This is a genomic window from Chitinophaga sp., from assembly GCF_039596455.1.
Classification (GTDB): Bacteria; Bacteroidota; Bacteroidia; order Chitinophagales; family Chitinophagaceae; genus Chitinophaga.
Genome location: NZ_JBCNJR010000001.1, coordinates 1,913,073 through 1,938,328, shown reverse-complemented (window position 1 = coordinate 1,938,328; position 25,256 = coordinate 1,913,073). Strand labels below are relative to the sequence as shown.

Annotated in this window: 21 protein-coding genes; 6 read left to right on the top strand and 15 right to left on the bottom strand. The window is 54.6% G+C overall.

Annotated features, from left to right (window positions below; translation table 11 throughout):
- Positions 1–115 precede the first annotated feature (115 nt).
- The gene (locus ABDW36_RS07935; protein WP_343701347.1) at positions 116–403 is read left to right on the top strand and encodes a hypothetical protein; all 288 of its coding nucleotides are present in this window, start codon (positions 116–118) and stop codon (positions 401–403) included.
- A gap of 27 nt (positions 404–430) precedes the next feature.
- Here ABDW36_RS07935 and ABDW36_RS07930 read toward each other — a convergent pair whose 3' ends face one another.
- From ABDW36_RS07930 to ABDW36_RS07875, 12 genes are all read right to left on the bottom strand, one after another.
- On the bottom strand, positions 431–1,237 hold the full coding sequence (locus ABDW36_RS07930; RefSeq protein ID WP_343701346.1) for a hypothetical protein: 807 nt from the start codon (positions 1,235–1,237) through the stop codon (positions 431–433).
- A 40-nt stretch (positions 1,238–1,277) separates the two neighbouring features.
- Positions 1,278–2,096 (bottom strand): glycoside hydrolase family 16 protein, encoded by an 819-nt coding sequence (locus tag ABDW36_RS07925; protein ID WP_343701345.1) that lies wholly within the window; start codon positions 2,094–2,096, stop codon positions 1,278–1,280.
- A gap of 26 nt (positions 2,097–2,122) precedes the next feature.
- Positions 2,123–3,133 (bottom strand): beta-ketoacyl synthase chain length factor, encoded by a 1,011-nt coding sequence (locus tag ABDW36_RS07920; RefSeq protein ID WP_343701344.1) that lies wholly within the window; start codon positions 3,131–3,133, stop codon positions 2,123–2,125.
- Positions 3,123–4,337 (bottom strand): beta-ketoacyl-[acyl-carrier-protein] synthase family protein, encoded by a 1,215-nt coding sequence (locus tag ABDW36_RS07915; RefSeq protein WP_343701343.1) that lies wholly within the window; start codon positions 4,335–4,337, stop codon positions 3,123–3,125. Before ABDW36_RS07915 ends, ABDW36_RS07920 begins: the two co-directional genes overlap by 11 nt.
- A gap of 10 nt (positions 4,338–4,347) precedes the next feature.
- Positions 4,348–4,605: a phosphopantetheine-binding protein gene (locus ABDW36_RS07910; RefSeq protein ID WP_119076491.1), complete on the bottom strand. Its 258-nt coding sequence runs from the start codon at positions 4,603–4,605 to the stop codon at positions 4,348–4,350.
- Positions 4,606–4,701: 96 nt separating this feature from the next.
- Positions 4,702–5,997 carry an ABC transporter permease gene (locus ABDW36_RS07905; protein ID WP_343701342.1) on the bottom strand — a complete coding sequence of 432 codons (1,296 nt, stop codon included), beginning with the start codon at positions 5,995–5,997 and terminating at the stop codon, positions 4,702–4,704.
- An 8-nt stretch (positions 5,998–6,005) separates the two neighbouring features.
- Positions 6,006–6,752: an ABC transporter ATP-binding protein gene (locus ABDW36_RS07900; RefSeq protein ID WP_343701341.1), complete on the bottom strand. Its 747-nt coding sequence runs from the start codon at positions 6,750–6,752 to the stop codon at positions 6,006–6,008.
- The gene (locus ABDW36_RS07895) at positions 6,752–7,750 is read right to left on the bottom strand and encodes a BtrH N-terminal domain-containing protein (protein ID WP_343701340.1); all 999 of its coding nucleotides are present in this window, start codon (positions 7,748–7,750) and stop codon (positions 6,752–6,754) included. Before ABDW36_RS07895 ends, ABDW36_RS07900 begins: the two co-directional genes overlap by 1 nt.
- Before the next feature lie 9 nt (positions 7,751–7,759).
- Entirely contained in the window at positions 7,760–8,182 is a 423-nt protein-coding gene (locus ABDW36_RS07890; RefSeq protein WP_343701339.1) for a hypothetical protein, read from the bottom strand.
- 76 nt (positions 8,183–8,258) lie between these two features.
- Positions 8,259–9,395 carry a beta-ketoacyl-ACP synthase III gene (locus ABDW36_RS07885; protein ID WP_343701338.1) on the bottom strand — a complete coding sequence of 379 codons (1,137 nt, stop codon included), beginning with the start codon at positions 9,393–9,395 and terminating at the stop codon, positions 8,259–8,261.
- Positions 9,396–9,574: 179 nt separating this feature from the next.
- Complete coding sequence (locus ABDW36_RS07880) at positions 9,575–10,501, bottom strand: hypothetical protein (RefSeq protein ID WP_343701337.1); 927 nt, start codon at positions 10,499–10,501, stop codon at positions 9,575–9,577.
- 59 nt (positions 10,502–10,560) lie between these two features.
- Positions 10,561–11,262, bottom strand: a complete 702-nt coding sequence (locus ABDW36_RS07875) for a head GIN domain-containing protein (RefSeq protein WP_343701336.1) — start codon at positions 11,260–11,262, stop codon at positions 10,561–10,563.
- A 102-nt stretch (positions 11,263–11,364) separates the two neighbouring features.
- Between ABDW36_RS07875 and guaA the strand changes: the two genes are divergently transcribed.
- Positions 11,365–12,903, top strand: a complete 1,539-nt coding sequence (gene guaA / locus ABDW36_RS07870; protein ID WP_343701335.1) for a glutamine-hydrolyzing GMP synthase — start codon at positions 11,365–11,367, stop codon at positions 12,901–12,903.
- 73 nt (positions 12,904–12,976) lie between these two features.
- A complete protein-coding gene (locus ABDW36_RS07865) occupies positions 12,977–14,314 on the top strand; it encodes an ABC transporter substrate-binding protein (protein ID WP_343701334.1) in 1,338 nt (445 codons plus the stop codon).
- A gap of 232 nt (positions 14,315–14,546) precedes the next feature.
- Here ABDW36_RS07865 and ABDW36_RS07860 read toward each other — a convergent pair whose 3' ends face one another.
- Together ABDW36_RS07860 and ABDW36_RS07855 are read right to left on the bottom strand one after the other, a co-directional pair.
- A complete protein-coding gene (locus ABDW36_RS07860; RefSeq protein ID WP_343701333.1) occupies positions 14,547–16,310 on the bottom strand; it encodes a RagB/SusD family nutrient uptake outer membrane protein in 1,764 nt (587 codons plus the stop codon).
- Positions 16,311–16,328: 18 nt separating this feature from the next.
- Entirely contained in the window at positions 16,329–19,607 is a 3,279-nt protein-coding gene (locus ABDW36_RS07855; protein WP_343701332.1) for a TonB-dependent receptor, read from the bottom strand.
- Between the two features lie 435 nt (positions 19,608–20,042).
- Here ABDW36_RS07855 and ABDW36_RS07850 point away from each other — a divergent pair, with 435 nt between their 5' ends.
- The 3 genes from ABDW36_RS07850 to ABDW36_RS07840 all read left to right on the top strand — a co-directional run bounded on the left by ABDW36_RS07850 (position 20,043) and on the right by ABDW36_RS07840 (position 23,907).
- Positions 20,043–21,071, top strand: coding sequence for a ligase-associated DNA damage response exonuclease (locus ABDW36_RS07850; protein WP_343701331.1), 1,029 nt, complete (start codon positions 20,043–20,045; stop codon positions 21,069–21,071).
- 171 nt (positions 21,072–21,242) lie between these two features.
- On the top strand, positions 21,243–22,844 hold the full coding sequence (locus ABDW36_RS07845; RefSeq protein ID WP_343701330.1) for an ATP-dependent DNA ligase: 1,602 nt from the start codon (positions 21,243–21,245) through the stop codon (positions 22,842–22,844).
- A 247-nt stretch (positions 22,845–23,091) separates the two neighbouring features.
- Positions 23,092–23,907 carry a sulfite exporter TauE/SafE family protein gene (locus tag ABDW36_RS07840; protein WP_343701329.1) on the top strand — a complete coding sequence of 272 codons (816 nt, stop codon included), beginning with the start codon at positions 23,092–23,094 and terminating at the stop codon, positions 23,905–23,907.
- Here ABDW36_RS07840 and ABDW36_RS07835 read toward each other — a convergent pair whose 3' ends face one another.
- On the bottom strand, positions 23,908–25,230 hold the full coding sequence (locus tag ABDW36_RS07835) for an NCS2 family permease (RefSeq protein ID WP_343701328.1): 1,323 nt from the start codon (positions 25,228–25,230) through the stop codon (positions 23,908–23,910).
- Positions 25,231–25,256 lie beyond the last annotated feature (26 nt).

Below are 25,256 nucleotides of genomic sequence, written 5' to 3'. Positions count from 1 at the left end.
CCTTCGTCTATCTCCAATTATTGGCAAAAGTATCTCTATCCAGAATTTCTCCGCACTGCGGAGACAATGAGCCCCCCATCGAAAAGTGGCTTAGAAAAAACGGGTACATAGAACAATGAAAACGCAAATGGATATTGAAAAGCTAATTAAATCCGGCATCATTAATAATGAGCTGGATTACCAGAGGGCTATGATTGCCGATAGAAAATTACGTCTGCTCGCAAAAACAAGCAGCCACTTTAAAAATCTCCGCAAGAAACTGCGAGATCTGATTGCAGACTATGAAAAACGTGTTTGGAGCAATGAGGATGCTATTGGAGCGGAACTCATCGAACAAAGCGATCTGGCTGAGATCATTGCTGAAATGGAAAGGGTGTTCCTCAATAAGCCTAAAGTGAAGTAAAGCTTGCGCTTGCTTCATATAAAAGTGCTACCTGTCGCTTAGCTTTTTTGTAAATTGATCCATCTCGTTCCGCTGCCTGTCCACTTGCTTTTGCAGCTCAATGATGTACAACGTGAGCTCTTCTATTTTCTGTAACAGCTTTTTGTCCATCTCGCCCAAATCAACTCCATGTTCGGCCACTTCTGCGGCAGAGGGTACATCAGGCAGGTGTTTGTTGTGTCTGACAAATTTTTCCAATTCGTACAATGTGGGCAGACGATACCCATCTCCAAACACAAAATCCGCCCAGCCGTTGCTGGTCACCTTTACCTTTTGTGCAGTAACCGTTCCGGCAACGGCCAGCAGAGACTGAGGATTGGAAGTACCAATGCCCACCCATCCATTATAGGCCATGGTCATTATACGGCCCCGCTCATTGCTGAAGTTGAAACCGCGCACCTGGCTGTCATTGGTGAAGTTGATCCCATCGTCGTTGACTCCAATGCCCAGTGCGTAGCCGGAAGTGTTAGTTCCAGTCAGCAAAGCTATCTGCTGCATTCCACTGCGGAAAGTGGATACCCCGTTTACCTGAAGTGCAGAAGAACCATCGTCTGCAGCGTTACATACAAGTAACCGGGAGTGGCTGGTAGATACGGGAAGATAATAGCCGGTGGCATAGTTATGCGCAAATATATAGCCGACAGCTTGTCTAAACTCCAGGCCTAATGTTCCACCTGGCGGATCGCCGGCTGGACGGTTATCTCCTGTTATAAAATGTGTGTTGGACGAGATCTGCGCGTAAGAAACGGAAATGCTGGATAATAGCAACACAATGGAGAGTACTTTTTTTTTCATAGATACCGGGTTTATACCTCAATATACCAATTATCCCAATTTATTGATACACCCTCACCCAATCCACCACCATCTGCACAGGCAGCTGCTTCGTATCCACCTTGCCCACCCAGTTACCGCCCAGCTGCTGATCTATCAGCACATAAAAAGGCTGATCATACGGCCATTGAGACGGGTCAACACCCTGCACCCGCGGATAGCGGAAGGTTTCTTTCCCGTTCAGCGTAAACACCAGCTTGTCAGGGTACCACTCTAACCCGAATGTATTGAATATGCCGGGGTCCATGCGGGCAGTGCCGCCGTGCGGGGGATTTTTGGTTTGTTTCAGTTCCAGCGTATACCAGGAGTGGGTGGTTTGATAGATGAGGCTGTCGTGGTTGAGGTGTTCCATGATGTCTATCTCGCCGTTCTTCGGGTATTTGCCGTACCTGTCTGTTTCCGCCAGCATCCACATGGCCGGCCATGCGCCCTGTGCGCCTTCCAGTTTAGCGTGTATCTCAATTCTGCCGTACTGGAAAGCGAATTTGCCTTTGGTATAGATACCGCCAGTGAGAAAGGGGCGCGGGTCTGAGAGCGTGTCAGGATTATTGATGCCGCGCAGGAATATTTTACCGTCTTTTAATGCAAAACAATCCGGGTGGCTGCTCATGTGCCTTCCCCAGTCTGCTTTGTTGGGCGGTATTTTCGTCCATTTGGAGGTGTCCAGTTCCGGGCTGTTGAAGTTATCTTCCCATACCAGCGTCCATTTCTTGTCAGCACGTCCTTCTTTCTGTACATAAAGATGACCGGTTACATTGGCCGGATAGGTCCTGCAACTTCCGAGGCAGGCGCCGAAGATGATCCATAAAAAGTAGCGCATGGGGCAAGTTTTAAAAAGACCACACATCATCTCCCCAGCAAAATAAACGTATGCTGTTCCCCGAAAAACTGGTTGTAGATCAGCACATGTTTCAGCTGCGGCTGCTGCATTTGCTGCACTGCCATCCACATGGCGAATGCGCCGGCGGTATCGTACTCGCCGCATAAGTGTTTAAATGGCGTGGAGGCGGTGGAAGGAAAATATGTTTGTTGAAGGTATTGATACCAATGGTCGTGATTACTGTCTCCACTCTGCCCGGTTACCAGCAGGTGGATGTCTGCAGGCGTAAGCTGGTGTTGGGACAGGAAGGTTTCCAGCGAGCGGCCCAGGCTTTCCTGCGTGGGTTTGTACATCATTTTTATGCCTTCCAGGCTGATGTTTGCCGGTGTGGTGCCGAGCACAAAAAATACGGCGCCTTCACCAGCCAGGGCGCCGGGCGTGTTGCTGCTGAAGAGGTCTGCAGGCTGGGTCTGATCTGTTTTCCAGTAGCCGATGCGGCTTTTGATATAAAAGTGTTCTTTGGTGATCTCGTCAAAACCGCCGGTGAGCACGTTGGCGGCGTTGCCTTCCTGGAGCAGCATGAGACTGTCCAGCACAGCGTGTTCAAAAGAGAAACCGCGGTGCACGAAGGTATTGTTGTAGCGGGTGCATTGCTGCTGCAGGGCAATGAGGCCGTTTACGGAATTGTAGGTGGATTGTATGAAAGGCGTGGGGTTGAGGGCTGCTTCGGCATACTGGCGGATGTCATGCAGGAAACGTTCTGTGTCCTGCAGGCTTCCCCTGCCGGTACCGGTGATGATAGCGTCAGGCACGGTGATGCCGGCGTTTTGCAGGCATTGCAGCGCGGCCGTGAGGCCCATTTTGAGCATGCGGCTCATGCGGCGCAGGTTGTTGGGCGCAATGAAGGCCTTGTAGTCCGGCTCTTTTGCGCGCAGGATGTTATCTTCCGCCAGCACCGGCTGCGGTACAAAACTGCCGCTGAAGCTCTCCTGGGGAGAAATGGCGGCGCAGCCCTGTATGTAAACCTTACCCTTCATATTTGCTGAACACCAGCGATGCATTGTTGCCGCCGAAACCGAATGAATTGGAGATCACGTTCTGCACGGGATACTCTTCCAGCAACCGGGTTTCGGGCACAATGGCCAGTTCTTCCATTTTTTCAGAGAAATGCAGGTTGGGAAAGATCATTTGCTGGCCGATGGACAGCACGGCATAGATGGCTTCTATGGCGCCGGCCGCGGCCAGGGTATGCCCTGTAAAAGGCTTGGTAGAGCTGAAACGCGGCACGCTGGCGCCAAACAGCCTTTCCAATGCTTTCCCTTCTGACACGTCGTTATTTAAAGTAGCGGTGCCGTGCACATTCACATACTGCACTTCACCTACCGTTCTGCCGCTCATGGCCAGCGCGTTCTTCATGGCTTCATAAGCGCCGTCTCCTTCGGGAGAGGGGGCGGTGGGGTGAAATGCTTCGTTGGTGTTGCACCATCCGGTCAATTCCGCCAGTACCCTGGCGCCGCGTTGCCTCGCCAGCGATTCGCTTTCCAGTACGAGGTACGCTGCGCCTTCCCCCAGGTTCAGGCCATTGCGCTGCTGGTCAAAGGGGCGGCAGAATTGTTTGTCTATGTTCTTGAGCGAGTTGAAACCGTTGATGGTAAAACGGGTGAGCGCTTCCGTGCCGCCGCAGACGGCCCGTTGCACCATGCCCTGCTGAATAAGGCGGGCGCCGTACATGAGGGCGTTGGCGGAGGAAGAGCAGGCGGTGGAAATGGTGGTCACATATTCCCGGATGCCGGTAATGTCTACCATCCGCTGGGTACAGTCCGCACAGTCAAGCGTATCTATGTATTGCAGGAAGGTGCCTTCTTTTTGGGGATCGAGTATATCGAAATATACTTTTTCCGTATCGCACATGCCGCCTACGGTAGAGGCGTTGATGAGGGCGGCGGGCAGCTCCCTGGCATCGGCAATGCCGGCGGAGACCAGGGCTTCGCTGATGGCCATGAGGCCCAGCAGCGTGGTGCGGGTGTAACCGCCGGCATTTTCAAAACCGGCCAGGGCAGCCAGCTCTTCCGTGCTCAGCTTCACTTCCGCCACGGGCAGCACATTCTTGTGGATGGTGTCAATATACCGGGTATAGCCCAGGCCGCTCTGCTGCAAGCGCAGGCTGCGCAGGTTTTCCACCACATTGTTGCCAATGGCGGATATCATGCCCATGCCGGTAATAAAAACCCTTTCCGCCATTTACCTGGTGTTATGCTGCTTGTTTACTTTTGATAAACTCAGCCATTGTTTGTACAGACTGCAGAATTTTACGGCCTTCGCGGGGATCTTCCACCTTGATCTGGTATTGCCTTTCCAGCAGCACCATCAGCTCCAGGGAGTCAATGCTGTCAAGCCCCAGCCCTTCTCCAAACAACGGCGCGTTGTCATCAATGTCTTCGGGGCGGGTATCCTGCAAATTCAATGCCTCAATTATCTGCTGTTTCAATTTCAATTTTAACGCTTCCATAATGTTGTAGGTTGCTGCGCTTCAGGGTATTGCCCATGGCGCATTCCAAGGGATCAAAAATAAAGGTTTTACGGTTGTTTTGAAAATGTTTGTTGCTCAACCGGTCCGGCGCTGTTCCACCCATGCCGCTATTCCCAGCATTATCAAACCACAGCTCAATAACCGTGCAATATCCGGCAGAATATACCGGGTATTGCCGTTGCGCAAATAAATATCGTTAATGGCATCCAGCCCCCAGCTTAAGGGAGACAGGCGGCCCACACTTTGTATCTTTTCCGGCATCACTTCCAGCGGTATCCATATGCCGCCAATGGCGCTGAGTATCACTACGGAAATGGCCCCGAAGTTGAGCGCCTGGTTGGGGGTTTTGAAGAGGGTGCCTACCAGTATGCCGTAAGCCGTGGCGGTGATGCCGATGCTGAAAGCGGTGATGAAACCGGCCAGGTGGTCTACTCCCAGCTGCAGGCGGGGCAGGCCCAGCAGCGGCATGCCGTAAATGCCGATGAGCATCATGAGGTAGAACTGCACTACGCAAACGCCTACAAAGAACAGCAATTTGCCGCCGAGTATATCGCCATAATTGCCGGGTATCAGCTTCATCCGCACCAGGCTGCCGTCTTCCCGCTCCCGTATCATGTTGCCGGCAATGGGGATCACGATGAAGAACATGGCAAAGATGCTCCAGGCGGGCACGTTATGCTGCACGGAGTTGGATATCACGTCTATCTGTTTGCCGGTACCGATGCTGGTTTCCTGCAGGCCTACGGCTTTCAGTTTGATGGCGGGGAAAGTGTCTGCAGCAGCGGTACTGTCACGCTTGCGGAGCTGCAGCTGTATACGTTCCAGCAAAAGGTCTGTCTGCACCTGGGTCAGGAAATTGTCCAGCGCCTGCTGGATGGCGCTTTTGAACGCTTTTTTGGCGGCGGGGTCAAAATACAGCTGTACGGCCAGCGAGTCTGCCTCGGCGGCTTTTACCGGCAGCTGTGCGGCCATGCCCATCCTTTTGGAAATATCGTTCACGATCTTGTTGGCATTGCTGACAATCTCTCCCGTGGCGCCTTTGGGTATGGTGATGCTGATCTTGTACGCTCCTTCCGCCACCAGCTGCCGGGCCTGTGTTTCAGTAACGGGTTGCTGCTGCAGGGAGTCTATCACGTTGAACTGCCCGCTCTTGCCCAGCCCTTCCCGGATGTAGCGGCCCAGGCGGCCCTGGTCATTGTCTACCGTCAGTATATCGAACTTTATTTCCTGGTAATCTTTAAAAGGCGCATCCTGTATCAGGGCCATCACGGTAATGAGCACCACGGGCATGGCAAACAGCAATGCAAGCCCGGCCCTGTCTCTCAGCAGCAGCAGCCATTCTTTCCGTATGGTAGCAATGAGCCTTAACATGTGATCGGTTAATCCCTCACCGCATGCCCGGTGTAATGCAGGAACACATCTTCCAGGTTGCGGCTGTCGGGGTTTTGTTGTATCAGTGCGGCAGGACTGCCCTGCACCACCATTTTTCCTTCGTCTATGATCACCACATCTTCACACAATTGCTGTGCTTCTTCCAGCAGGTGAGACGTATAGAGCACGCTGTTGCCCTGCCGGTTATAATCCCGCAGGAACTGCAGTATCATGCTGCGGGATTGTACGTCTACCCCGGCGGTAGGCTCATCCAGCACCAGCAGTTGGGGCTCGTGCAGAATGGCGGCAATAATGTTGGCGCGGCGCTTCATGCCGCCGGAGAAGCGGCCTACTTCTTTATTGGCGGCCTTCTCCAGGCCGAACAGTTCCAGGTAATGATGTATTTTCTGCAACAGCGGCTTGCCTTTGAACCCGTACAGGTTACCGAAATACCGCAGGTTCTCCAGCGCAGTCAGCTGCGGGAAAAGCGCTATCTGCTGCGGCACCACGCCAATGATGCGTTTAATGGCTTCGCGGTGCGCCGCGTCCTGCGGCAGGTCAAAGATCTGCACATGGCCGCTGCCTGCTTTCACCAGCCCGCAGAGAATGGAAATGGTGGTGGTTTTCCCGGCGCCGTTGGGGCCCAGCAAACCCACCATCCTGCCCGCTTCAAAAGCAAATGAAAGCCCCTGCAGGCTTGGCACGAGGGCTCCTGCGTAGGTTTTGTGCAACTCTTTCACCACAATGCTGTTCATCAGAATTTCACTTTGGATAAGCGGCGGAATACTTTTTCTTCCTCATCAGCTATGTGCAGCAACATATTGCTGAGCTCCGCGTAAGACACGTTATCTGCCGAGCGGGCCTTGCATACGCGGCCGGCGGCAAAGGCAAAGTTGCGCCAGAGATCGCCCACGGCGGTCAGCTCGGTGCCCAGGTCTTTCAGCTCCTGGCTGCCCAGGTAGGCGCCGGCTTCCCGGAGAAACGCGGCGTACATGAAACGGAAACCGGCGCCGCCGGTGCCGATCTCTTCCTGCATGCGGATGATGTTGCCCAGGTACAGGGCGGCCCTGCGGTCTCCCTCTTTGGCGGGATAATCTTTCACGCGCCGGGCCAGGAAACGGATGCCCTTTACGCCGAAGAACGGCACGGGTATCTTCAGCATATAATGACAGGCTTGCCTGATGCCTTCCCGGATGGGGCCGGCAAAATCTACCTGTTGTGGAACGCTTACGGGGTAGTACATTTTCCCTTTCGGCTCCGGGAAACCTTTGGCAAAGCGCGCCTGCTCCAGGCTTTCAGGGTCTATCTGCGTCACGGTGTCCATAATCGGGTCGCTGACCAGGTAGTGGCCGTTCTCTTTACCGAACACCACCAGGTTGTGCGCGTTGAAGTGAAAACGGTAAGAAGCGGGAAAATACGGGAGGTAATACACGCTTGACTGCATGCCTACCGGTATGCCCCTGGCAATCACCTCATCCAGCGCCTGTTTGGCTTTGGCAGGACTGCTGAACTTGCGGGACTCCATTTTAACGCCCAGGCGTTTGCACACCCGTGAAAAAATGGCGCCGGGCCATATGCGGTACGTAGTGCCGGGCACACCGTTCACTTTCACAAAGGGTAAATGGCCGAAGAAAATACCGGCCCCGATACCGAAGGCCATAGGCTCGCTGATCTGCAAGCCATAGTGCCGGAAGATATTGGATATTACGCCGCTCTCGCAATGTGCTGTCTGTACGTGATTGAATTGTGTCATGGTCTTTTTTTATTCGGGGCGCTGAAAAGGCAGCAGCTCTCCCTTTTGCAATGTTTCGGCGGCAATGCCGAACACCGCGGCATATTTGGCCAGCATGGCGGCGCTCAGGTTTTTGAACACGGCGGGTTTCATATGCCTTTTCACCTGCCACTGGAACTTGCCCACTTTCCTTGCCAGCAGCGGCAGGTCAAGCAGGGTACGTTCCATATAGAACGCCACGGGGCTCAGCTCTCCTTTCAGCACCTTGCCGCGGGTGGCTTCCACGCGGTGCTCCACTTCTTCCCAGGCCTGCCCCAACGCTACGTTTTCCGGCTCCCAACCCACGCTCGACACCGGGGTGTAGTCTCCGGAAGCATCCACTGCATAGAATAACTGTTTGAATGTACCATGGTGCAGGTTGTCGCCGTCCTGCGGAACTTCATCTTTCTTCATATATACAGCTTTAAAACAAATACGAACCAGGGTGTACTTCCGTAACACGCAACCTGGTCCGTAACGGGTAATTGACTTACACTACCGTGATGTGTGCGTATGCATAGGAGAACCTTGCACTCTCCGGCACCATCATCACAATGATATCGCCTTTCTTCAGCAGGCCCTGGTTCAGCAGCTCTTCCAGCATGAAGTACGGGGAGGCGGTGCCTACGTTGCCCACGCGGGTGAGGTTGGTGAACCATTTTTCCTGCGGGATGTGCACGCCCAGCCTGGCAATTTCCTCATCTATCCTGAAGCGGAAATATTCGGAAGAAAGGTGGGGCAGGAAGTAGGTGATCTTGTCAATATCGATATTATATTTTTCTACCAGCTCTTTCCACATCTGGGCGCCGGAAGGCACAATGTTCTTGCCCAGCAGGCGGGTGTCTTGCTTGAAGGAGAACACGCTGTTGGCGGCCCATTCTTCGGGCGTCATGTCCGTCCAGCCCTTGGTGGAGCCGTCTTCATTCTTGATGGCGCCTGCGTACATGCAGGTATCCAGGTTATTGGCGTAGGAGGCTATCTCTACCCAGTCTACCCGGAGAGACAACCCGTCAGGGTTGGGTTTGTCTTCAAACAGGGCGGCGCTGGCGCCGTCAGAGAGCATCCATCTTAAAAAGTCTTTTTCAAAGGCGATGATGGGGTTTTCCGCCAGTGATTTGAGGTTTTCGGTTTCCGGCTCAAATTTGCGAGACAGCATCCAGGCGGAGAACTTCTCCGAACCGGTGCTCACGGCGTTGCTGGTGTTGCCGCATTTAATAGACATATAGGCGTACTTGAACGCCTGCATGCCGGCCGCACAGGCGCCGGTGGCCGCAATCAGCTCCACGGGCTGGCATTTCAGCAGGCCGTGCACCATGGCGGCATGGTTGGGCAGCAACTGGTCAGGAGACGTGGTGCCGCAGGCCAGCAGCTGTAAACGTTCTATGGGAAACTTGTTGTCAAACAACGTTCTAACGGCTTCGGCAGTCATCTCAGCGTTGGTGTGGGTAGAGTTCCCTGTTTTATCCAGCGCGTAATACCGGGTCTTGATCTTGTTATTTCCCAGGATCATGTTGCGCGCCCGGGAAGGCTTGCCATCCACCATTCCGAGGATGCTTTCCATTTCATCATTCCCTACTGGCTCATTCGGCAGAAATTTGGAGAGCCTCGTGATATATACTTCTTTCATTTGTAGTTATTCGTCTTTTTAATTGGCTTCTTTATCAGGCCAGATCAATGCTGGTGACAGTTTAAACGGCCGTAAATATAGAATTTTGCATGAATTAATTAACTCTGCGGGCATGCAGTAACCTGAAAATAACACTTCACCTGCGGCATTTTCCTAACGGCAAATTTACGCAGAAAGTATCATCCTTCCCGGAGCGAGACGCCTTTGTAGTAGGTCACGTCCTCATTCAGCTGCTTGCGGCGCAATAACAGCTTTAACCAGGAGGCTACGGTGGTAAAGGGCGACAGGAAGGGGATGGCCAGCAGCAATATTACGCGGTACAGGGTAACGCGGCCCTGGCGCGCGGCATCTCCCGGCCCGCCCTTGGCGCTGATAAAATTGGCAAAAAAGCGGAACGGCTTTACCCCGCGCATTTCCAGCACAATGAGGCCGGGCCTCATTTCCACGCTCCGGAGCGCCAGCAGCTGCGCATGCAGCCCGCCAAACTCCTTTTTCTCCAGTGCCTCCGCTATGGGAGCGGCAAAACGTGCAGATTCCACGATGTCTTTCTCCTGCACGCCGGCCGGAGGGAATATAAAGAACGCGTCTTTTTTTCCTTTGGTAGACCAGCGGAGAATGGTGATGAGCGATACCAGGTTGTGATGCGTGTCTACCATGGCAATATTACCTACCAGGTTGGCGCCCAGCTGATGCAGGTACCTTTTCATCTTCTCCTGCGCATTGATCCACATATTGCGGCAGCCCAGCAGGGTCACCACCGGTTTGCCTTTCAGCAGCCTGGCGGCTTCCGGGCTTTGCAGGAAGGCGGCGGTAGGCTGTGAAGGGGAAAGGAACCAGGGCTGGTATGCCATGATCACGAGGTCAAAATGTTCATCGGGGTTGACTTTCAGGGGTTTAATGGCCCTGGGCCGCGCCAGCACGGTTTCCGGCATGGCGTCAAAAAAAGCCTGTTTGGACCAGGGGAAGGGAAAGGGGCTTACCGGCTCAATTTCTTCATACACCACGGTGGCCTTCCCCTGCAGGGGGCCCAGCACGTTGTCAATGATCCTTTTCAGCTGGCCGGTTTGTGTGAAATAGACTACAAGTATCTTCGGTAGTTGACTCATAAACGGGTCTGATGTTCCAAAAAATCTGTAAACATACAAAAGATTTCGAATTTGTTATGCTATAGCTTTCTGACGGAGCCGGAGCCCAGCTTGCTGCTCTTGATAGAAGGCTCGCCTTTGTAGCGCACGTCTCCGGAGCCGAGGGTGTTGGTCTTCAGCTCCCTGCTGGCATGCACCTGCGCATTACCGCTGCCGGCTATGTTCACATCCACCGTTTCCGCCAGCAGCTCATCCGCCTCGCAGTTGCCGCTGCCGGCAATGTTGATGCGCAGGTCCCGCGTTTGCCCTTTCAGCTCTACATTGCCGGAGCCGGCCAGGTCTACCGCCACTATCGGTGCGTTGAAGCTGCCGGAGAGGTCTCCGCTGCCGGAAAGGCCAAAATGCATGCGGCCGGGAGAAGAGAAATGGCTCTTCACCTCCACATCACCGGAGCCGTTGAGGTCTATCCCTTCCAGCACGGGCGTGGTAACGTATACCTTTACCGGCTTATGCGCGCGGATGTTGGTATTGCGGCGGAAGCGGATACGCAGCTCCCCGCCGTCTATGTCTGTTTCCACCAGCGGAACAATATTGTCTTCTGCTTCTATAGACAGCAGGTGAGCGCTGCCCTGGGTAATGTAAACATCCATAGAACCGCTTACTTCCACCTGGGAGAACTCGCCGGGGCGGCGTTCTTCCCTGGCCATATGGCGGCTTCCGCTCACGGAATCGCAGGCCGCCATAACAGGCAGCAGCAAGAGGGGCAGGTAAGTTGCTTTCATATAATAAGGTTTATAGATAAATGGTGCGGGGGAAAAATACAAAGAATTCTTCAATCCGGAAGCGCAGGGTATTTAATAGGCAAACGCTATCTTTGCACCACCATGACAGAAAAGATCCTGATCCTCGATTTCGGTTCCCAATACACACAATTGATTGCACGCAGCATCCGGGAGCTGAACATTTATTGTGAAATACAACCATGTACCAAACCCGTCACCTGGGAAAGCAGCATTAAAGGCATCATCCTCTCCGGTTCCCCGTTCTCCGTGAACGACCCGCAGGCCCCTGTGGTAGACATTGCCGCTATGGCAGACAAGGTGCCCGTGCTGGGTGTTTGCTACGGCGCGCAGCTTATGGCCAAGGTATTTGGCGGGGAAGTGGCCAAAAGCAGCCACCGCGAGTACGGCCGCGCCTTCATGGAGCATGCGGACAAGGAAGAACCCCTGTTATACGACATTTCACCTAAAAGCCAGGTGTGGATGAGCCATGCAGACACTATTGTGCGCCTGCCGGAAGCCTTTACACCCATTGCCCATACGGAAAATATACCGGTAGCGGCCTTCAAAAGCTTTACGCTGGCCAAACACCCGCTCTTTGCCCTGCAGTTCCACCCGGAAGTAACACATTCCCTGGAAGGCAAGCTCATTATCCGCAACTTCCTGGTACACATCTGCGGCATGCAGCAGAACTGGACGCCCGCAGCTTTTGTACAGGAAACCGTGGCCCGCATCCGGCAGGAAGTGGGTGATAAAAAAGTGGTGATGGCCCTCAGCGGCGGGGTTGACTCTACCGTGGCCGCAGAGCTGATCCACAAGGCCATTGGCCAGAACCTGTACTGCGTTTTTGTAGACAACGGCCTGCTGAGAAAAGACGAATTCAGCACCGTACTGGACTCTTACAAGCACATGGGCCTCAACGTGAAAGGCGTAGATGCCAAAGACCTGTTCTATGGCGAGCTGAAAGGCGTTACAGACCCGGAAACCAAACGCAAGATCATTGGCCGCCTCTTTATCGAGGTGTTCCAGCAGGAGGCCACTACCCTGAAAGACATTGCCTTCCTGGGCCAGGGCACCATTTACCCTGACGTGATAGAGTCTGTTTCCGTAAACGGCCCCTCCGCCACCATCAAAAGCCACCACAACGTAGGGGGCCTGCCCGAAAAAATGAACATGGGCCTGGTGGAGCCCCTGCGCTTCCTGTTCAAGGACGAAGTACGCCGCGTAGGCAAGGAAATAGGCATCAGCGACATCTTCCTGGCCCGCCACCCCTTCCCCGGCCCTGGCCTGGCCATCCGCATACTGGGAGAGATCACGCCTGAAAAAGTGGCCATGCTGCAGGAAGCAGATGCCATCTATATAGAGAACCTCCGCGAAGCCGAGCTGTACAACCAGGTTTGGCAGGCCGGTACCATTCTGCTGCCGGTGCAGAGCGTTGGCGTAATGGGAGATGAAAGAACGTACGAGTTCACCGTGGCGCTGCGCGCCGTAACGTCTACAGACGGCATGACGGCAGACTGGGCACACCTCCCTTACGAGTTCCTCGCTAAAGTATCTAACGACATCATCAATAAAGTAAAAGGCATCAACCGCGTGGTGTACGACATCAGTTCCAAACCGCCCGCTACTATTGAATGGGAATAGCGGAACGGGGCGGCCCGGTAATTCCGGGCCGTCATTGACCATTGCGGAATGATTTTTGCAATTTTGGCAGCTTATGAACCGAATGAAAACTTTAACCAGTCTTGCCGTTCTCGCATCTTTCCTGGTAGTACTGCAAGCCTGTAGCATTTTCCGCTCGGCGCCGGCAAAAACGGACGGGCCTCCCCCGGAGCTGTCCAAGCCGAAACCAGAGGAGAAAAAACCTGAAGAGAAAAAGCCGGAGGCGAAAGCTGCTCCGTTCAACGTACCGGCCTTTGCCAGGGAAGTGAAGCGCAGCAGTTACAACATTGCCGTTTTTGCACCGCTCTACCTGGATTCCGTATTTGCCACCTCCCTCGAAATTCCCGGCCGTACCATGCCCCGGTATGTACTGCCCGGCCTCGAGTTCTATGAAGGCGTGCAACTGGCCCTGGACAGCCTGCAAACACAAGGCGCGCAGCTGAACGTACAGGTATTTGACAACAAGTCACGCAATACAGACGTGGCCTCCCTCATCCGCACGCACCGGCTTGACAATACAGACCTGATCATTGGCGCGGTAAGCACGCCGGAGCTGAAGCCGCTCAGCGATTTTGCCAAACAAAAAGAGATCAACCTGGTATCTGCCACCTACCCTAACGATGGCGGCATTACGGATAACCCCTTTCTGCTCATCAGCAACAGCACCCTCCGCTCTCACGTGGAGGCTATTCATGACTATGCGCAGAAAGGTTTTGCCAACAAGAACATACTGGTGGTACGGCGCGCTTCCAGCTTTGAGGCCAGCATAGCCAACAGCATCAAGGCAGCGCATGACCGGCTGAACTATGACAAAAAGAGCCGCGTCCGCGAGGTGATCTGGAGCGATGCCACTACAGACCAGCAGCTGACGCAATACCTGCTGGCAGACCGGCCCAACCTGCTCATCATCACCGCGCTGGACGAAGCGGGCGCCAAAACCATACTGCGCAAGCTGGCTCCCCACAGGGGCACTTACCCCATGCATGTGTTCGGCATGCCCACCTGGGACGTGATGAAGTTTAAAGAACCGGAGTTTGCAGGCATCACCATGTATTACTCCTCCCCATATTACAACGACAAAACAGACCTGTACAGCCGCTACATTACAGACCATTTCAGGAGGGTATACAAATCCCGCCCCTCAGACATGGCCTTCAAAGGTTTTGAGCTTACTTACTACTTTGTAAAACTGCTCACGCAGGATGGGGTATATTTCAACAAAGACCTGAACAAACCGGGCAACCGTGTGTTCACCAGCTTCAATTTTCAGCCGGTGTACCTGAAAGATGGTGAGTCATCAACGGAAGTGATGCCGGACTATTTCGAGAACAAGAATATTTATATCATCCAGAAGGGAGACAGCGCTGATTTCAAGATGAATTCGGCTTTGTAATGTAATCCTCCCGGATATGACAAAAATGACAAAACAAGGGCGGCCAGGTTGGCCGCCCTTGTTTTTGATACTATTTTACCTGTGTACCCGGAGGCTTCTCCTTCGCTTCTCGTTCGCTTGAGGTTCGCTTGAGGTAGTCCCGAGCCAATGGTTAAAATAGTATCATAAAAAAGAGGCTGGCCAAAAGGTGTAATACCTTTTGGCCAGCCTGTGCTGTACGAATATACAAAAATTATTCCAGCGTTGGGTTGAATGACCCGCCCCAGTTGGCGTTCTGTTCCAGGTTGGGGTTCCTGTCCAGGATATCGCTCTGGATGGGGAAGAAATAGTACGTGTCAGGCAGCGTGCTTACCTGTACGCCGCTGCGGGGTATCTGCAACAGGCTGTACTTGAAGTTCGTTTCCGTCAGCGCGTACGCATTGGCCTGGTCACGTGCCTCGTTGATCGGCATGTCTGTACCGTCAGGCCGGACGGCAATGGCTTCCACACCGGTTTTGGTAGTACCGTTGAGGCGATTGAGCATACGCAGACGGCGGAGGTCCCAGAAGCGCTGGCCTTCAAAACACAGTTCTATATTGCGTTCAGCAAGAATAGCTTCGCGCATTTCTTCACGGGTGGCGGCGGCAATGCCGTAGTTGCCATCCGCACCGGGCTCAATGCCTGCACGTTGGCGGATCTCTTTCAATATGGCCAGCGCTTCCGCCATGTGGCCGGTTTCATTGGCCGTTTCCGCATAGTTCAGCATTACCTCCGCAAAACGCATCAGCACAAAATCTACGTCATACTGCTGCACTTCCGCCTGTTTCAGGCGCAGCAGGCTGTTTTTGAGGATGAAGAAACCGGTGTAGCGGTTCAGGTTGGTAGAGTTGGTCTGCGCTGCCGGGTTAACGCCAAAATCGTCCAGCTCATGGGCAACGCCCAATGCGGTGTACTGGCGCTTGCCGGCCTTGCCTGATACGGGGTACTCCTTGCCGTTCCATACAATGGATTTATTGAAACGGGGATCTCGGTTTTCCCAGTAGCGCTGCAGAAAGTCCGCGTCGGATCTGTAGTACAACCCCGAGGGATCATTGTACAGCTTGCCGTCTTTCATGGGGAAGGCTTTCACAAACTCCCAGGTGGGGCAGGAATTGGCCGGGCCGCGGCTTTCAGAGCCGGGGCGCACGCCATTGTCCCACTCCGTGGTTTTGTTAGGGTACTGGTTCACTACGGCAAACACCGTTTCCGGGCCTTTCTCCACCAGGGCAATGTTGCTGTAGTCTTCCACCAGCTTGTAACCCTGGGCCTTCAGCTCGTCATACGCCTGTTTGCTGGCCGTATATGCTTCCGCCCAGTAGGCGTTGCCCCATGGGTTGGCGGGGTTGAACTGGGGGGATGCCTTGTACAGCAGCACCTTCGCTTTAAAGGCCAGCGCAAAATTGCCGTCTATTTTCCCATAGTCGGGAGAAGAGGGCAGGTTGTGCTTCGGCAGCTTGGCAATGGCCTCATCCAGGTCTTTGATGATGAGGTCAAAGCATTCTTTGGTGGAGTTGCGCGGCGTGGCCAGGTTGGGATCATCCTTATCCTGCGGCACGGTAATGTAAGGCACCCCGCCGTAGTAGGTCACCATTTCAAAATACGTGTACGCCCGCATAAACAGCGCCTGGCCGGTGATGGCATCTTTAATTTCCTGCTTCAGGGAGCCTTTTGCCACATCCTGGATAGCGGTATTAATAAGGCGGATACGGTCATAAGGCCATATCTTAAATTCGCCGTTGGAAATGGTAATGCGGTCTGCATACCAGTAAATACCGGCCAGCTGCTCGCTTTTCTGCTCCAGCCCAGGGCTCCAGTTCCCGAACATCGGGTAGATGCCCGTCATGTAGGCATTGGCAAGATTCTCATCATTCCAGACCTGGTCAGGGTTGTAATTTTTGAGATCTTCTATATCAAGCACCCGTTTGCAGGAAGCGAACGTACCTGCAAAGAGCAATATTGCTAAGGTTATCTTTTTCATAATCATCATGCTTTACCACTAGAATTTAATGTCTGCGCCTATGGTGAACGTTTTCATGACGGGGTAAGAATCATAGTTCTTCTGCTCCGGGTCATGGAACTCTTTCATGGCCGAGAAGGCAAACAGGTTGGTACCGTTGAAATAGAGCTGCGCGCTGCTTACGCCGATAGCACTCATCCATGTTCTGGGCAGCGTGTAAGACAGGTTCAGCATTTTCAGGCGCATGTAGGCGCCGTTGCGGATCCAGAAAGAAGTGGCGCCTGTGCCCGACTCGTACCAGTTCTGGCCGATGGGGCGCGGGTATTTGGCGTTCGGGTTCTCCGGCGTCCATACGTCACCTGCCCAGATGGGATAGTAGGGGCGGATGGCGCCGCCGTGCTGACGCATGCCTTCGCCCTCCTGGTTGCTGATGATACGGTCATACGCGCTTACACCCTGGAAGAGCGATTGCAGCGCCAGGTTTTTCCACGAGATGTTCAGCCCTATGCCGAAGTTGATGCGGGGAGCGGCGTTCTCGCTCAGCAGCTGAATATCATTCCCGTCAATTTTACCGTCTGGGCCGGGTTTATAGCCATCACCCCGCACATCTTCAAAAATAAGCCCGCCCAGGTAAGGCTTGCGGCCGTATTGGGTGAAGCCTTTGGCCAGCAACTCATCCAGCTGCTCCTGCGTGCGCACAATGCCCAGGGATTTGAGGCCGATGATGCGGTTCTCCGGCCGGCCTATGCGGCTCTGGAAATGACGGTCTCCGCCGGGCGCAAACGTGGGAAGCTCGTCATAAATATCCCAGCGGTCACGCGCATAACCCATGTTGGCGGTAACGGAATAGTTGATCTTGTTACCGGCCGCTTTGTCTCTCCACTCCAGGAACAGTTCGCCGCCGCGGTAAGAGCGCGCAGCATAGTTTTCCGGCGCCAGCTGCCGCCCGTAGTTGTCCGGCACGGTTTCCTGGCGGAGGCCAAGAATATCTGTTTCCTTGCGTACAAACACATCCACACTACCGGTCAGGCGGCCGCTCAACGTGGCAAAGTCCAGGCCTGCATTATAGGAGCGGGAGGTAGTCCATGTGAGGTTGGGGTTGGGCGTAGCCCCGGGTGAAATGCCCTGGTACAGCCGGTCTCCAAACATGTAACCGCCGGAGTTGATGAACACTTCGTTGAACATAAAAGGCCCTATCCTGCGGCCGAACACGTCCAGGTCGTTACCCGTTGTACCGTAGGAAGCGCGGAGCTTCAGATCATCAAACGCTTTGGTCAGATTACGGAACCAGCTCTCTTCAGAAATACGCCATGCGGCAGACACGGAGGGGAAAAAGCCCCAACGGCTTTCAGGCGGAAAGAGGGCATTCCCATCGTACCGGAAAGAAAATTCCGCGATGTAGCGGCTGTCATAGTTATAGTTGATACGGCCTATCCATGACTGGCGGGCGCCAATGGAGTCCCATCCACCGGAGTTCCTGAACTGCCTGTCTGAAGGGTAGGCAAAAAACTGGTCTATAGGCGCAACGGGGTTCTCAGCGCGTGCCATGGCGCCATAACCGCCCATTTCCGCTTGCTCGAACACGGCAATCGCGTCAATGCCGTGCTTGCCGAAGTTGCGGTTGTAGTTCACGAACCAGTTGAACTGATAACTCCAGGTGGTGAAGATCTCGTAGTTCATGAACGGCTGGTTCTGGCTGAAGGTAAAAATATTGGTCTTGTCAGGGTCAGGCGGGGCGGGCAGAAAGCGGTTGCCCGTAGGGTCTGCCTGGTTGAACACATAGTTTTTCTGGTAGGTGAGAAAACGCTTGCGCATAAAGTCTTCTCCTACGTAGTTACCCATCACTTTGGTGGAAAGGCCTTTCACGTATTTGTCCAGGCTGATGTCAAGCGTCAGGATGCTGCTCATCTGGCGCTCCCGCGTTTTGATGTAGCGGTTGCCTATCACCTGGTCTATCACGCTCCACGCCTGCCAGCTGCCCATGGGCGTTTGCACGGGAAACTCCGTTACGTGATCAGCCGGCGTACCATCTGCCTCCAGGTAGAAGGGATAGGTTTTAGGCCAGTTGAACGTAACGCGGTAGAGGTCAGACACATCAAAGTCGTCATCTCCCGTAAACGGCCAGTAGAACCTGTCCAGGTTCTGCTGTGTACCGGCCACATTGAGGCTCACTTTGATAGCGTCACTCACTTTGGCGGTTACGTTGCTGCGCAGGTTGAACTTGTTGTGGGAAAGGTTTTTGTAAGAGCCTTCCTCCCCGCGGTAGCTGAGCAGTGAATAATACGTGATCCTGTCCGTACCGCCGGCTACGCTCAGGGAGTGGCGGTGGCTGTAGGGATTTTGCCAGATGAAGTCGTGCACGTTATAGCTCCTGTTCCTGAAATAGTCGAACTCCTCCTGCCCGTTGGGCAGCGCTGTACCGTTGAATTCCGCCACGCGGTTCTGGTAGATCAGCTCGTCCGTAGCGGTGGTTTTATCAGAGAGCAGCGTCATGGTAGGGCGGCTGGTGGTGTAGTTGGTCTGGAAGTTGAACACCGGTTTCTGGTTAGCCCCTTTTTTGGTGGTCACCAGCACTACGCCGTTACCCGCGCGGGAGCCGTATACAGAAGCCGTGGCCGCATCTTTCAGAAAGCTCATCTGGTCTACTTCCGCCGCTTCCAGCGCGTCAAAGTCCGCCTTCTCGCGCACCACCCCGTCTATCACATACAGCGGGTCAGCAAAGCTGCCGCGGATGCGCACCGAAGAGCTGGCGCCGGAAAGGCCGGAAGTATTGGTAACGTTTACGCCCGGTGCGCGCCCCGCCAGGGCATTGGAGAGGTTGGAGGGCGCAATGTTCTGGATGTCTGCCGCTTTAACGGCCGTAATAGCGCCGGTGAGGTTCACTTTTTTCTGCTGGCCGTACCCTACCACCACCAGCTCATTGAGGCCTTTGGCAGCAGTGACCATGGTCACATTTATCTGGGTTTGGGCGCCAACAGGCACTTCCTGCTGCTCAAAGCCCACAAAGCGGAAAACCAGTACGGCGCTGGTATCCGGCACGGTAAGGGCATATTCGCCCTTAATATTCGTAACAGTGCCCTGCGTGGTACCTTTAATGGCAATAGATACGCCGGGCAAGGGGGAGCCCGTATCGTCCGTTACTTTACCCGTAATACGTTGATCATAAGCGTAAGCGCCGGTGCTGGCGGCTACGCAGCAAAAAAAGAGCAGTACCTGCAGGCAACGGAAAAGGGCGCGGCCCATACCTTGCGCGTTGCGGCGGGCGTCTGCAGCCGGTGGGTAGCTGCGCCCTGCGCCTGGAATAGTTGAATGCATCATAATAGGTTTTGTTCGTTGAGAAATGGTTCCATCACGGAAACCCGCCAGAGTTGGATAGCGGTAAAAGAATAATGGTCATGCGCATAACAATGCTCATGGCCCTCTCGATCGGCATGTCATAATGTTAGTTTTTCATGTTGCAACGGAAAACGCCGGCGCATTGCGCTATGCTGTCTTTAGCCGGTGCAATATTTTTGAAATGGAACAAATAGGTTTTCGCAGGTCAATACCAGGTTAACGGCATGATAGCTGCATGGTACGATAGGTCCTGTTCACTGTTGCGAATATGGTCCCGATTTAAATTTCAGTTATTCAACTATTGCTACAAATATAGTGGCTGCTCCTGCATTTTTATAGCTTTTTTTTGTTGCATGCACGATATGGCTGTTTAATAATGGCGGGCCGCATTTTTTTTCTCGTTAACTTCATTACCACATGCAAGCCGTACTCACTTTTACAGACAGCGGCATTTATTGCCCCGCCGGGGATTTTTACATAGACCCCTGGAAACCCGTTCCCCGTGCGGTGATCACGCATGCCCACGCAGACCATGCGCGCTGGGGCAACCGGCATTACCTCTGCACCAAAGACAGTGTGCCCCTGCTGCAGTTGCGGCTGGGGAAAGACATCAGCGTGCAGGGCCTCTCATATGGAGAAACACTGCGGTTCAACAGCGCCCGGGTATCTTTCCACCCCGCCGGGCACATGATCGGCTCCGCACAGGTGAAAGTGGCGGTAGACGGACAAACCTGGGTAGCCAGCGGAGATTACAAAACGGAGAACGACGGTATTTCCGGCGCCTTTGAGCCCGTGAAATGCCATGTGTTCATTACCGAATCTACTTTCGGGCTGCCCATTTACCACTGGAAAACGCAGCAGCAAGTGATGAGTGACATACAGGCATGGATATACGAAAACCGCCAGGCGGGAAAAAACAGCGTACTGCTGGCGTACAGCCTCGGCAAAGCGCAGCGGCTGATCTATAACCTCCGCGGGGTGGTGGAGCGCTTCCTGGTACACGGCGCCATATACAACGCGCACGAAGCGTTGCTGCAGCATGGCTGGCCCCTGCCGCCGGTGGAGCTGATCACGCCCAATACGCCCAAAGAGCACTTTGCGGGCAGCCTCATCATATCCCCGCCTTCCGCTGCGGATTCCGCGTGGATGCGAAAGTTCAGCCCCTACGCGCTGGGCGTGTGCAGCGGCTGGATGCAGGTGCGCGGCAACGCACGGCGGCAAAATGCGGACGCCGGTTTTGCCATTTCCGACCATGCTGACTGGCAGGGGCTGCTGCAAACCATTCGGCAAACGGGAGCGGAAAAAGTATACGTTACCCACGGGTTCAGCAGCGTGCTGGCACGGTACCTGCAGGAAAACGGGTTGCCGGCCGAAGAGGTGAGAACGGCGTATGGCGGGGAGGAGGAAACGGCTGTGGAAACAAGGGAGGAAGCGCCGCCTGCATGAAGCTGTGAAGCAAGCCCGGCAAGCGGGAACATCGGGCACAAGGAGCGAAGGACCGCCACAAAGCCGGGGATGCGCCGCAACCTTCATCTGGGCACCAGCGCTGCAACGCCTCTTCGCCGCGGAACGGCGTTCACAGTGGCCCCGCAATAAACGAACCGCACATTTCAGCATATGCAACACTTTTCACAACTCATATCCACCCTCTCGCAGCGCACCAAAACCAATGAAAAGCTGGAAGCGCTGCGCCGCTACTTTGCCACGGCGGATGAGCGGGACAAGCCCTGGGTACTGGCCCTTTTCAGCGGCCGCCGGCCCAAAAGGGCCGTTAACTCCACGCAGTTGCGGCAGTGGTGCCTCGATGCCACCGGCCTGCAGCCCTGGCTGTTTGAAGAGTGTTACCATACGGTGGGAGACCTGGCGGAAACCATTGCCCTGCTGCTGCCCCCGCCCTCTGTCAATACCGGCACGCAGCCGCTGCACTACTGGCTGGAAGCGCTCATCCGGCTGGGCGAGGCGCCCGAAGCCGAAAAAGCGGCTTTCATCAGGAACGCCTGGGACCAGATGCAGCCCCCGGAACGGTTCGTGTTCAACAAACTGATCACCGGCGGCTTCCGCATCGGCGTGTCGCAAAGCATGATAGTGAATGCCCTGGCGCAAACCTACCAGCTCCCGCCTGCCACCGTTTCCCACATGATCAGCGGCAACTGGGACCCGCAGCAGACCACCATGGCCGCCCTGCTCAGTGAAGAGCTGCGGAACGCGGATGATTCGCGGCCTTACCCGTTTTTCCTCGCCTACGCGCTGGAAACACCGCCGCAGGAGCTGGGCACGCCGGCAGACTGGCAGGCGGAATGGAAATGGGACGGCATCCGCGGGCAGCTCATACGCCGCAACGGCCAGTTGTTCATCTGGTCAAGGGGCGAAGAGCTGATCACAGACAAATTCCCCGAATTGACCGCCTTGTTCGGCTCACTGCCAGACGGTACGGCTATAGACGGGGAAATACTCACGTTTGATGAGGCGGCGGGCCGCCCCCTGCCCTTCCAGGCCTTGCAGACCCGCATTGGCCGGAAAAATGTTACCAAAAAACAATTGCAGGAAGCCCCCGTGATCTTTTACAGTTATGACCTGCTGGAGTGGCAGCAGCAAGACCAGCGGGAGCGCCCGCTCAGCGAGCGCAGGCGGCTGCTGGAAGAGCTGGTGGCCCAAGCCGCGCAGCCGGCGCTCAAAATATCGCCCCTGATCGAATTCACAGACTGGGAAGCATTGGCGCAGCTGCGGGAGCTTTCCCGCAATAACGGCAGTGAAGGCATTATGCTCAAAAGAAAAAGCTCCGCGTATCAAACCGGCCGGCGGCGGGGCGACTGGTGGAAGTGGAAAATAGACCCCTACACCGTAGATGCCGTAATGATCTACGCCCAGAAAGGGCATGGCCGCCGCTCCAACCTGTATACAGACTACACCTTTGCCGTGCGCAACGGAGATCAGCTGGTGCCCTTTGCCAAGGCTTACTCCGGCCTTACAGACAAGGAGATCGCGGAGGTAGACAACTGGGTGAAACGCCACTCCATAGAAAAGTTCGGGCCGGTGCGCACGGTAAAACCCGAACTGGTGTTCGAGATCGCCTTTGAAGGCATTGCCGCCTCCAACCGCCACAAGTCCGGCATTGCCCTGCGTTTTCCGCGCATACACCGCTGGCGGAAAGACAAACCGGTAGAAGAGATCAATACGCTGGACGATCTCAAACAGCTGCTGAACGGAATCTCCCTTTAGTCTACAGAACTAGTGTCGGAAAACTGATTTACCTTTATTGCGCCGGGTAAAAACCGGCCGCCAAAACATCCTTAATGTGAAGGAGCATTAAGGAAAAGGAACCAATCATACGCAAACCAACATTAAGAAAAACGCAATTGTTCGCATACGCAGGCGACCACCAACCATTGCTATGATATTTGTTTCTTTTTCCCCTTTGCAGCACCGGATGCTTTGTTAACTATTCACGTGAAAAATACGTACGGGCATGGACCTGCTGTCTGCTTTATTACTGGTAGGATTAGGATTTTTAATCGGCACTTTCGGCACCCTCATTGGCGCGGGAGGCGGCTTCATACTGATGCCCCTGCTGCTGCTGATCTACCCTGACATGCCGCCGGACGTGCTCACCAGCATTTCCCTGGCCGTAGTATGCCTCAACGCCACCTCCGGCTCCATTGCATACGCCCGTAAAAAACGGATAGACTACAAATCCGCCCTGGTATTTTCCGTAGCCACCCTGCCCGGCTCCATCCTGGGCGCGCTGGCCACCACCGCAATTTCCCGGCATACCTTCAACATGATACTGGGCGGCCTGCTGATGGTGATCGCCATTTTCCTGATGCTGAAACCAAGGCAGGGCGGTTATGCGGGAACAGCAGGTAAAGGGCGGCTTGTAGACCGTCACATTACGGAAAGAAGCGGGGAAGCCCATCATTTTTCATTCAACATCTGGTACGGCATCGGCATCAGCTTTGTAGTGGGTTTTCTCAGCAGCCTGCTGGGCATTGGCGGCGGCATTATTCACGTACCGGCGCTGATCAGCCTGCTCAATTTCCCCATTCACATAGCCACCGCCACCAGCCACCTGATACTGGCCATCATGTCTGCCTCCGGCACCGTAGTCCATATGATCCAGGGAAGTTTCTGGGAGGGCTGGCAAACCGCGCTGGCCATTGGCATTGGCGTGATAGCGGGTGCGCAGCTGGGCGCGGGCCTCAGCAGCAAGGTGAAGCCTAAAGGCATCATACTGGCTTTGGCAGGCGCCTTGTTCCTGGTGGGCATCCGGCTGATCTTTGCCTGATCACTGCAATAAAAAGCTCAACACGAACAGTACGGACAAAACATACATCACCGGGCTTATTTTCCGGTGCTGGCCGGTAAATACTTTCAGCAGCACGTAAGACAGCATGCCGAATACGATCCCCTCCGCGATGCTGTAGGTGTAGGGCATCATCACAATGGCCAGGAAGGCGGGAATGGCTTCTGTAGTATCTTCAAAATTGATCTTCACCACCGCTCCCATCATCAGCATGCCTACCATGATCAGGGCCGGGGCCGTAGCCGCGGGAGGGATCATGGCAAAGAGCGGCGCAAAGAACAGTGCCAGCAAAAACATGGCGGCCACCGTTACCGCCGTGAGGCCCGTTCTGCCTCCGGAAGCAATGCCGCTGGCGCTTTCCACGTAAGCCGTTACCACGCTGGTGCCCAGCAGGGCGCCCGCTGTAGTGCCTACCGCGTCTGCAAACAAAGCCTGCTTGGCGCGCGGAATGCGGCCCTGCGCATCCAGCAAACCAGCCTTGCTGCAAAGGCCTATGAGCGTGCCGACGGTATCAAACAGGTTCACCATGAGCAGGGTGAAGAGGATCACCACCATATCCATCGTAAATACCTTGCTGAACTCCAGCTGAAAGGCAATAGGTCCCAGTGAAGGCGGCAGGCTGATGAGGGAGCCCGAAGCGGGCCAGGCAGTGATGCCCAGCGGAATACCCGCCAGCGTGGCCGCCAGGATGCCCAGCAGCAAAGCGGCGTTCACCTTCCGGTACATCAATACGGCGCTGACCACCAGCCCCGTTAGCGCTATCAGCGGGCCGGGGCCGGTAATATGCCCTATCTTGAGGATCACCCCTTCCAGCCTCCCCTCTCCCACATGCCGCATGCCCGTTTCAATAATACCAGCGTTGGCCATGCCAATGAGCGCAATCAGCAAACCGATGCCTACGGATATGGCGTGTTTGAGATTTTCGGGGATGCTGTTGATGATGGCTTCCCGTATATGAAACAGCGAGAGGAAAATGAAAATAATGCCTTCGAGGAAAACGGCCGTTAACGCAAACTGCCAGCTGTAGCCCATGCCCAGCACAATGGTGTAGGCGAAAAACGCATTGAGGCCCATGCCCGGCGCCAGACCAATAGGCAGGCGGGCGTACAGGCCCATTACCAGCGTGCCGATGGCCGCAGCCAGCGCCGTGGCGGTAATAAGGGCGTTAAAGTCCATCCCTGTTTTGGAAAGGATCATGGGGTTGACGGCCAGAATGTAAGCCATGGTGGAGAAGGTGGTCAGTCCGGCCAGCACTTCTTTTTTCAGGTTTGAATGATGCTCTTTCAGGCGAAAAAAATCACGCATGCAACAAAGGTAGCGTTTGAGTAATT

Bases quoted from the DNA above. Each gene is read 5' to 3' on its own strand.
- ABDW36_RS07855 (WP_343701332.1), bottom strand. From the start codon at position 19,607: ATGATGCATTCAACTATTCCAGGCGCAGGGCGCAGCTACCCACCGGCT.
- ABDW36_RS07915 (WP_343701343.1), bottom strand. From the start codon at position 4,337: ATGGCGGAAAGGGTTTTTATTACCGGCATGGGCATGATATCCGCCATT.
- ABDW36_RS07880 (WP_343701337.1), bottom strand. From the start codon at position 10,501: ATGAGTCAACTACCGAAGATACTTGTAGTCTATTTCACACAAACCGGC.
- ABDW36_RS07845 (WP_343701330.1), top strand. From the start codon at position 21,243: ATGCAACACTTTTCACAACTCATATCCACCCTCTCGCAGCGCACCAAA.
- ABDW36_RS07895 (WP_343701340.1), bottom strand. From the start codon at position 7,750: ATGACACAATTCAATCACGTACAGACAGCACATTGCGAGAGCGGCGTA.
- ABDW36_RS07840 (WP_343701329.1), top strand. From the start codon at position 23,092: ATGGACCTGCTGTCTGCTTTATTACTGGTAGGATTAGGATTTTTAATC.
- ABDW36_RS07935 (WP_343701347.1), top strand. From the start codon at position 116: ATGAAAACGCAAATGGATATTGAAAAGCTAATTAAATCCGGCATCATT.
- ABDW36_RS07885 (WP_343701338.1), bottom strand. From the start codon at position 9,395: ATGAAAGAAGTATATATCACGAGGCTCTCCAAATTTCTGCCGAATGAG.
- ABDW36_RS07920 (WP_343701344.1), bottom strand. From the start codon at position 3,133: ATGAAGGGTAAGGTTTACATACAGGGCTGCGCCGCCATTTCTCCCCAG.
- guaA (WP_343701335.1), top strand. From the start codon at position 11,365: ATGACAGAAAAGATCCTGATCCTCGATTTCGGTTCCCAATACACACAA.
- ABDW36_RS07905 (WP_343701342.1), bottom strand. From the start codon at position 5,997: ATGTTAAGGCTCATTGCTACCATACGGAAAGAATGGCTGCTGCTGCTG.
- ABDW36_RS07925 (WP_343701345.1), bottom strand. From the start codon at position 2,096: ATGCGCTACTTTTTATGGATCATCTTCGGCGCCTGCCTCGGAAGTTGC.
- ABDW36_RS07930 (WP_343701346.1), bottom strand. From the start codon at position 1,237: ATGAAAAAAAAAGTACTCTCCATTGTGTTGCTATTATCCAGCATTTCC.
- ABDW36_RS07900 (WP_343701341.1), bottom strand. From the start codon at position 6,752: ATGAACAGCATTGTGGTGAAAGAGTTGCACAAAACCTACGCAGGAGCC.
- ABDW36_RS07890 (WP_343701339.1), bottom strand. From the start codon at position 8,182: ATGAAGAAAGATGAAGTTCCGCAGGACGGCGACAACCTGCACCATGGT.
- ABDW36_RS07860 (WP_343701333.1), bottom strand. From the start codon at position 16,310: ATGAAAAAGATAACCTTAGCAATATTGCTCTTTGCAGGTACGTTCGCT.
- ABDW36_RS07865 (WP_343701334.1), top strand. From the start codon at position 12,977: ATGAACCGAATGAAAACTTTAACCAGTCTTGCCGTTCTCGCATCTTTC.
- ABDW36_RS07850 (WP_343701331.1), top strand. From the start codon at position 20,043: ATGCAAGCCGTACTCACTTTTACAGACAGCGGCATTTATTGCCCCGCC.
- ABDW36_RS07910 (WP_119076491.1), bottom strand. From the start codon at position 4,605: ATGGAAGCGTTAAAATTGAAATTGAAACAGCAGATAATTGAGGCATTG.
- ABDW36_RS07875 (WP_343701336.1), bottom strand. From the start codon at position 11,262: ATGAAAGCAACTTACCTGCCCCTCTTGCTGCTGCCTGTTATGGCGGCC.
- ABDW36_RS07835 (WP_343701328.1), bottom strand. From the start codon at position 25,230: ATGCGTGATTTTTTTCGCCTGAAAGAGCATCATTCAAACCTGAAAAAA.